We start from the raw sequence: 6702 nt of genomic DNA on the forward strand, positions 1-6702 counted from the left end.
TTTGAAGGAATTGAAGATCATGGCAGTTGCGCCTCCAGCGGGCCGCCTAGCACTTTCAGGTATTCGAGCAGTGCCCAGCGTTCTTCTGGCTGAAGCAGTCGGCCGATAACGCCGTTGCCGCGTTCGCCGGCGCGGAATTCGTGGCCGCTGTTGTGGTTGCCGGTAATGCGGGTGTCGAACAGGAAACCGTTGGTGAAGGCTTCGGTGCGGTAGCCCAGATGGCGCGGGTCGTATTCGAAGGTGCCTTTATAGAAGGTGGTGGCGCGCTCGTCCTGAGGCGACAGCAACTGATAAAGGCTCGGCACCGAGCCGTTGTGCAGGAACGGGGCCGTGGCCCATACGCCGGCAAGTGGACGCGCCTTGTAGGCGACTTTTTCGCGAACGCCAATCGGCAGACCGAAGCCGTCGAGCTGTGGTGTCTCGGCAGCGGTGACGCCCGCTTCACGGTACGCACGGTTTTCCACGAAGGCGGTGACGTAAGCCAGTCCCTTGGCCACTGACAGCTGGCTGAGATCCAGCGGCTCCTTGGGTTTGGGGTGCAACTTCACGTCCATTTGTTCGAGTTCCGCCGGGTTCCATTGCAGGGCGGTCAGGTCGAAGCGGTGATTGGCAATGTTGTTGGCGGCGTTCGGGTCGGTGCCGATGACGTCCACCGGGAGCATGTGCAGATGTTGCACCCAGCGCTCGCCTTCCTGGGTCTGACGCGGGACGTGGCATCCGGCGCAATTCTCGGCGAACAGGGCTCGCCCCTTGGCTGCCAAGGGTTTGTCGACGACGCCGAGCACCTCTTCAGGCCAGGCCGGTGGTCGCAGTCTTTGCAGGGTTTCTTCGATCTTGTGCAGATCACGCACACGTACGCTGGAGGCATAGCGCTCATCGCCCTGCAGCGGCTGGCCGTTGGCGTCGAAAAAATTCAGGGTGGCGCCGACACCCAGCGCCTCGCCGATATTGCGTGCCATCGGTTGTTGCGCCGAACCGTTCCACTGCACCCAGTCGAAGGTCCACATGTCCCACAGTTGCGGGTAATCCACCGGCGCGTTGGCCACGCGGTAATTGCTCGGGGAGATCGCATCGCCGAAGGTCGCGTTGGCGATACGCCCGAACGCATCGGTGCGGCCGGGGCCTTCTTCGGTGGGGTAGAGGCCACGATGGGTGTCGTTCCAGGCCACTTTGATGAAGGTGTTCAGTGAGCGTTTGAAGTCTTTGCGCAATTGTTCGTGGTGGGCGTCATAGTCGTTGCCCAGCACTTGGCGAGCGAAGCGCTCGAATTTCCACGGGTTGTAGTAAGTCGAGGTGAGACTGGCGACCAATGCCTGTCCGAAACTTCCGCCGCGCAATGTAGGAACGCTGGAAGGCAACACATGCTGGGCCGAGCCACCGTCGATGCGTACTGCCTGGCCATTGAAATGCAGTTCGCCGGTGTGGCAGGCCGCACACGTGATGTCGAGATATTGCTCGGCGCTGCCGGGATTCTGGTGCCGGGCGAAACCCACCGGCAGATTCCCCGGGTTGTCCGGCGTGGCTTTCTGCTGCGGATCGATCAGAAAGCCGAAGCGCGCGAGGTATTCCGGTGAGGCAAAGCGTTGTTGCGAGAACGGCAGCTCCAGCGCCTGAAACCATTCGTAACGAAGGCCTTTGACCTGCGTCCCCTGCGGAGTGAAGTAGTAGATCTGGCGCTCTTGCTCAGTCCACTGGTTCAGGTAATGCACCTGTTTTGCGGGCGCGGGGAAGGGCAATCTCGGATTGGCGACATAGTAAAGAACCACCGCCAGAACCAGTCCCAGCAGCACCACGATCAGCGTCAACACACGGTATAAGAGGCGCAAGATGAACATCCTTGTCGAGTTGTTGCGCTGTTATGCCTGAGCAAAGCCATGTGCGGCAAGTGGCCATTACGCCAAGTGTTGTGGGAAGCGGCATCAATCGCTGTCGGCGAAAGATGACAGAAGCTTCATCGTGCCTTTCGCCAAATGCTTTTTAATCCCTGAACTTATCGGAAGATTCCTGCTCTCATGCCGGTAGCCATTGGTCGTGGCGGCCTGATAAGCTCGCGGCTTTACTCGATTGCCCTTTCGGCGCATGAACAAGGAAATAGCATGAAACAGCATCGGTTGGCGGCGGCGGTTGCCCTGGTTAGCCTGGTACTCGCGGGTTGTGACTCGCAGACCAGCGTAGAGCTGAAAACGCCGGCGCAAAAAGCTTCCTACGGTATCGGCCTGAACATGGGCAAGAGCCTTGCTCAGGAAGGCATGGATGATCTGGACTCCAAAGCGGTAGCCCAGGGCATCGAAGATGCCGTCGGCAAGAAAGAACAGAAGCTGAAAGATGAAGAACTGGTCGAAGCTTTCGCCGCGCTGCAAAAGCGTGCCGAAGAGCGCATGGCCAAGATGAGTGAAGAGTCGGCAGCCGCCGGCAAGAAATTCCTCGAAGAAAACGGCAAGAAGGCTGGCGTGACCACCACCGCTTCCGGTCTGCAGTACGAAGTGGTCAAGAAAGCCGACGGCCCACAGCCTAAGCCTACCGACGTCGTGACCGTTCACTACACCGGCAAGCTGACCAACGGCACCGTTTTCGACAGCTCCGTCGAGCGCGGCAGCCCGATCGATCTGCCGGTCAGCGGTGTGATCCCGGGTTGGGTCGAAGGCCTGCAACTGATGCACGTTGGGGAGAAGTACAAGCTGTATATCCCTAGCGATCTGGCTTACGGCGCACAATCGCCAAGCCCGGCAATCCCGGCCAACTCGGTTCTGGTTTTCGACCTGGAACTGCTGGCCATCAAGGATCCAGCCAAAGAAGACGCCGCCGCCAAGTAATCTGCGCCGGTCTCAACAACAACGCCTCGCTTATGCGGGGCGTTGTTGCATCTGGACGATGGTCGGCGTAAACAGACCGAACCGATGCCGGTCATGGCAGTCCTAGACTTTAAGGTTGCCCGCGCTAGACGCCCGGAGCCGCCAAGTCAATGAAATATTGGGTTTTTTTATGTGAGTAAAAAACGCCCGATCTGAGCGCAGCCCTTATGAAACGGGGCTCTCAGCGCTGAAATGCAGCTCTGTTCACAAGGTTATCCACAATTTGTGTGGATAACATTTCAACGGGAGAAATAAATGAAAGCGCCGTGGAATTTCGCCCGATTCCTGCCTTTGGCCGGACGCTTGCTGGCTCGAGGCCGCTTGCCGACCTTGTTGTTCGCCGTGGCCAGCAAAGGCGCCGCCCAGGGCAATCGTCTCGGCAAGCTGAAGGACGATCTGCGTCTGTTGCAGGCACTGTGTCTGGCGTACTGGCGCGGCGAGTACCGCGCGATCAGCGCCAAGGCGATCGTTTCGGTGGTGGCCGGTCTGATGTACTTCCTCAGTCCGGTGGATGCGATCCCCGATTTCATTCCCATGTTCGGCATGCTCGATGATATCGCCGTCCTCGCCTGGCTGATGAAAACCCTCGACGATGAACTGAATGCCTTCCGCCTGTGGCGTCAGCGCCAGGCGCCGGAAAAGCTCAGAGTGGTCGAGCGTCTGCCCGATACGCCCGAGCAACTTCAGCTTCAGGGGCCGAAAAAGTCCTGAATCGCGACAGCCTCGTACACAGATAGATACCCCCCACGACCTTGGCCGCTGTTAGGATTACACTTCTAGGGAAAAGTGCCGACTCGCTAAGTGTTGTTGTCCTACGGGGTAGTCATGGATATTCAGATAATTGCACGCGATGGCGAACCCGAATATGCGGTTCTGCCATGGGCTCAGTATCAGGCTCTACTGAAAGCAGCAGGCATTAACGAAGCACCGTCGCAACCGGCTCCAGCGCCGCTTGCGGCCACCCCGGACCCGATTCTTCCAGGTCTGGATCAGTTACGCAGTTTGCGCGAAGGGAAGGGCATCGCCATCGAGGCGCTGGCCCGCACGGTAGGCATCAGCCCGTCTTACCTGGCCATGATTGAAAGTGGCGAGCGTCTGCCCGACGCCGCGATTCGCCGCAGCCTGGCCTGGGAGTTGACGGTGCCAGGGTGGAGGGAACAATCGTGAGCGTACGCATCAGTCGTCAACATTGGGACGGATTGCTGGGGGAGCTGGATCAGGCGCGCAGGCAGCGCCATCTTTTGACTTATCGAGCCTTGCTTGAACGCCTGCAACTGCCCACGCCGGCCATGCAGACATTGACCGCTGCACTGGAGCATCTCGCAGCACTGGACGCGAAAGCCGAACAACCGTTGCGCAGCTCGCTGGTGATCAGCCAGGGTGCAAGCCGCCTGCCACGCACCGGTTTCTTTGAATGTGTCGAGCGTCTGGGGCGTTTTTCCGGGCCGTCCGACGGTGTCGCCGCCGCCTCCTGGCATGCTTCGGAAGTGGTGCGGGTCTTTGAGTACGAGTACCCGGAATCGGCGGAGGCCTGAGTGTTTTTACGACTCAAGGCGCGGGCAAGTTACTGGCTGGCCCGTAGGCTGTTTCACTGGTCGTGGTTTGTCCGTCAGCCCCGCGGCTGGCGCTGGCTCGAAGGACAGTTTGCGCGCATGGCCAATCTGGGCGATGTCGGCGCGCAAAGTTTTTACGGGCACATCCTGGCGTTTCGCGGGGTTGGCCTGGGCGCACGAGAAGAAGGAGTGCGCTTGTTGCGACTGGCGGCGCTGGCCGGGGATGGCAAAGCGGCGTATCAAGTCGGTGTCATCAGTCTTGCAGGTACACCGAGCAAAGCGCCAGATCCTTCGGAAGCCGCTCGCTGGTGGACCATGGCCGCGAAGGCCGGGCATCCGTTGGCGGAGCTCAAGTTGAAAGAGCTGGCCGGCCGAGACGCTTCTCAATAAACAATTCATCTGTTCCGTGAACGGGGCGTGAGGGACACCTCCCGCCCCGTTTTTGCGTCTGCAGTTCGATAAAAATCAGTTACAGACTTCTCCTACATCCTCTGCCTACTCGCCTGACTTCTTTTCTGATTGATCCCCCGCAAAGTCCCTCGCCTGATTTTTGCGCGAGGGAACGCACATGTTTGACCCGGTTTTTCGTTTCGCCATGCGCATGGGAATGCGCTGATGGATGCCGTCGTCCGCATCGAGCAAGAACTCGACAGCTTTCCCCGCACCCTTGATCTCTATCGCGAACAGCTCAAGCGCTGGCTCAGTCGCTCGGCAGACCGCGTCAGTCATGCGGCCGATCTGCCGTCGCTGATGGGGATGGAGCGGATCATCCGTTTCGGCGAGCACAGCACGGCGGTTGCGACTGACGACAACCGTTTCTCCTCTGCGATCGTGCAATGCCCGAAATCCGGGCCGATGGAGATCGAGAGCAAGTTCGAGTCGGTGTACGACATTCCGTTGGGCGACATCGTTGTCGATGTGGTGGCGGTGGAGGGCGGTGCAGTCAAGTCGGTCACCCTCGATGCTCAGGGCAAAGGGGAGTTCACCGGTGAGGCGGGCAAGTTCTACCGGGTGGTGGTGCACGGCGAGGCCAGCGAGCAGCAGGTTGATGCGCTTTTCGAATCCTACGATGACCTGACTCGGCAGCTGGATGGCTGGCTGCGCAGCGAGTGGCAGGGATTCAAGCCGCAATGGTCGCAGTCGGTGGCCACAGCAGCCGGGAACGGCATGCTGGCCGGGAGCTGGGCGGCGATCGAGGGAGTGTGGGACAGCATCGGGTTGCTGTCGGAAATTCTCCAGGATCCCGGGAAGTTTGCCGAGCGGTTGGGCAGTGGCGCCGCACAGCTGATCGCGTTGGCAGAAACAGCGCCTGAAATGATGGAGAAGCTTCAGTTACTGGTCAGTGACGAGGCGGCGCTGTGCCTGTTGTTGCGTACCGCCAGCCTCTGGCTGGAAATGCTGCCTCCTAATGAGATTGCCGGGAAAACCGCCGAGGCGGTCTCGATGGTGGTGGTTCAACTGCTGATCGATGTGTTGATCGGCGTTGTGCTGACCTTTGTCGGTGCCGGGGCGGGGATTGCGTATCTGACCTTGCGTCTGGCGGAGCGTGGCGCTCAGTTGCTGTCGGCGGTGGCGCGCCTGGTGAAGGCGATGTTCGGCATCGTCAGCACCTTCATCGGCTACGTGAACCAGTACAAATCCGTCGCCGCACGTGGCATTGCCGCCGGGGTGAAAAAGGGCCGCATGCAATTGCGCTGGGATGCCCGGCGTAATGCCTCCCTGAAAAAAGACGAACACCACGACGACACGCCGGATCAGGCGAAGAACCCCTATGGTGACAGTGCTGATTGTGCACCGCTGACCTGTACCAACGGGTGTCCAGTGTCGATGGTCACTGGCGAAGAATTGTTGACGCTGACTGACGGTGTGCTTGATGGAGTGCTGCCGTTCGAATTCAGTCGGTTGTATCGCACCAGTGCCGCCGAGATTGATGTCGGGCTGGGGTTTGGCTGGAGCCATTCGCTGGCGCATCGGCTGGAAGTTGATGGCGCTGCGGTGGTCTGGGTTGACCATGAGAACCGGCGGACGCGGTTTCCGTTGCCGAGTGTTGAGCGGCCGGCGATTCACAACAGTCTGTCGCGGGCGGCGATCTTTCTCGGAGATGAGCCGGAGGAGTTGATTGTTGCGCTGGCGGGGGACGCGGCGCGGTTTTATCACTTTCGGGCTGGGCGTCTGACTGCTGTTAGCGATGCCTACGGCAATCGTCTGACGGTGCATCGGGATCTTTCCGACCGGATTCAGCGCCTCGACAACGGTGCTGGACGTTCCTTGTTGCTGCGCTATGAGCGGGCGCATCT

General features: G+C 59.8%; 7 protein-coding genes. 6 read left to right on the forward strand and 1 reads right to left on the reverse strand.

Annotated features, from left to right (window positions below):
* Nucleotides 1-17: 17 nt before the first annotated feature.
* Nucleotides 18-1826: a di-heme-cytochrome C peroxidase gene (locus PMI24_RS00225; RefSeq protein WP_007950432.1), complete on the reverse strand. Its 1809-nt coding sequence runs from the start codon at nt 1824-1826 to the stop codon at nt 18-20.
* Nucleotides 1827-2096: 270 nt separating this feature from the next.
* On the opposite strand from PMI24_RS00225, the gene PMI24_RS00230 reads away from it, so the two are divergent.
* From PMI24_RS00230 to PMI24_RS00255, 6 genes are all read left to right on the forward strand, one after another.
* Nucleotides 2097-2813, forward strand: a complete 717-nt coding sequence (locus PMI24_RS00230; protein WP_007950433.1) for an FKBP-type peptidyl-prolyl cis-trans isomerase — start codon at nt 2097-2099, stop codon at nt 2811-2813.
* Between the two features lie 294 nt (nt 2814-3107).
* Nucleotides 3108-3563 carry a YkvA family protein gene (locus PMI24_RS00235; RefSeq protein WP_007950434.1) on the forward strand — a complete coding sequence of 152 codons (456 nt, stop codon included), beginning with the start codon at nt 3108-3110 and terminating at the stop codon, nt 3561-3563.
* Between the two features lie 114 nt (nt 3564-3677).
* A complete protein-coding gene (locus PMI24_RS00240; RefSeq protein WP_007950435.1) occupies nt 3678-4019 on the forward strand; it encodes a helix-turn-helix domain-containing protein in 342 nt (113 codons plus the stop codon).
* Complete coding sequence (locus PMI24_RS00245) at nt 4016-4387, forward strand: hypothetical protein (RefSeq protein ID WP_003223109.1); 372 nt, start codon at nt 4016-4018, stop codon at nt 4385-4387. The genes PMI24_RS00240 and PMI24_RS00245 overlap by 4 nt, the downstream gene beginning before the upstream one ends.
* The gene (locus PMI24_RS00250) at nt 4388-4795 is read left to right on the forward strand and encodes an SEL1-like repeat protein (RefSeq protein ID WP_007950436.1); all 408 of its coding nucleotides are present in this window, start codon (nt 4388-4390) and stop codon (nt 4793-4795) included. It begins immediately after the preceding gene.
* Between the two features lie 225 nt (nt 4796-5020).
* On the forward strand, nt 5021-6702 hold a 1682-nt coding region (locus PMI24_RS00255; protein WP_007950437.1), incomplete at its 3' end, for a DUF6531 domain-containing protein.

Origin of the sequence: Pseudomonas sp. GM25 (genome assembly GCF_000282255.1) — a bacterium.
GTDB classification, from domain to species: domain Bacteria; phylum Pseudomonadota; class Gammaproteobacteria; order Pseudomonadales; family Pseudomonadaceae; genus Aquipseudomonas; species Aquipseudomonas aphyarum.

Excerpts from the sequence above, each read along its gene's own strand:
- PMI24_RS00230 (WP_007950433.1), top strand. The coding sequence starts at position 2,097 with ATGAAACAGCATCGGTTGGCGGCGGCGGTTGCCCTGGTTAGCCTGGTA.
- PMI24_RS00235 (WP_007950434.1), top strand. The coding sequence starts at position 3,108 with ATGAAAGCGCCGTGGAATTTCGCCCGATTCCTGCCTTTGGCCGGACGC.
- PMI24_RS00240 (WP_007950435.1), top strand. The coding sequence starts at position 3,678 with ATGGATATTCAGATAATTGCACGCGATGGCGAACCCGAATATGCGGTT.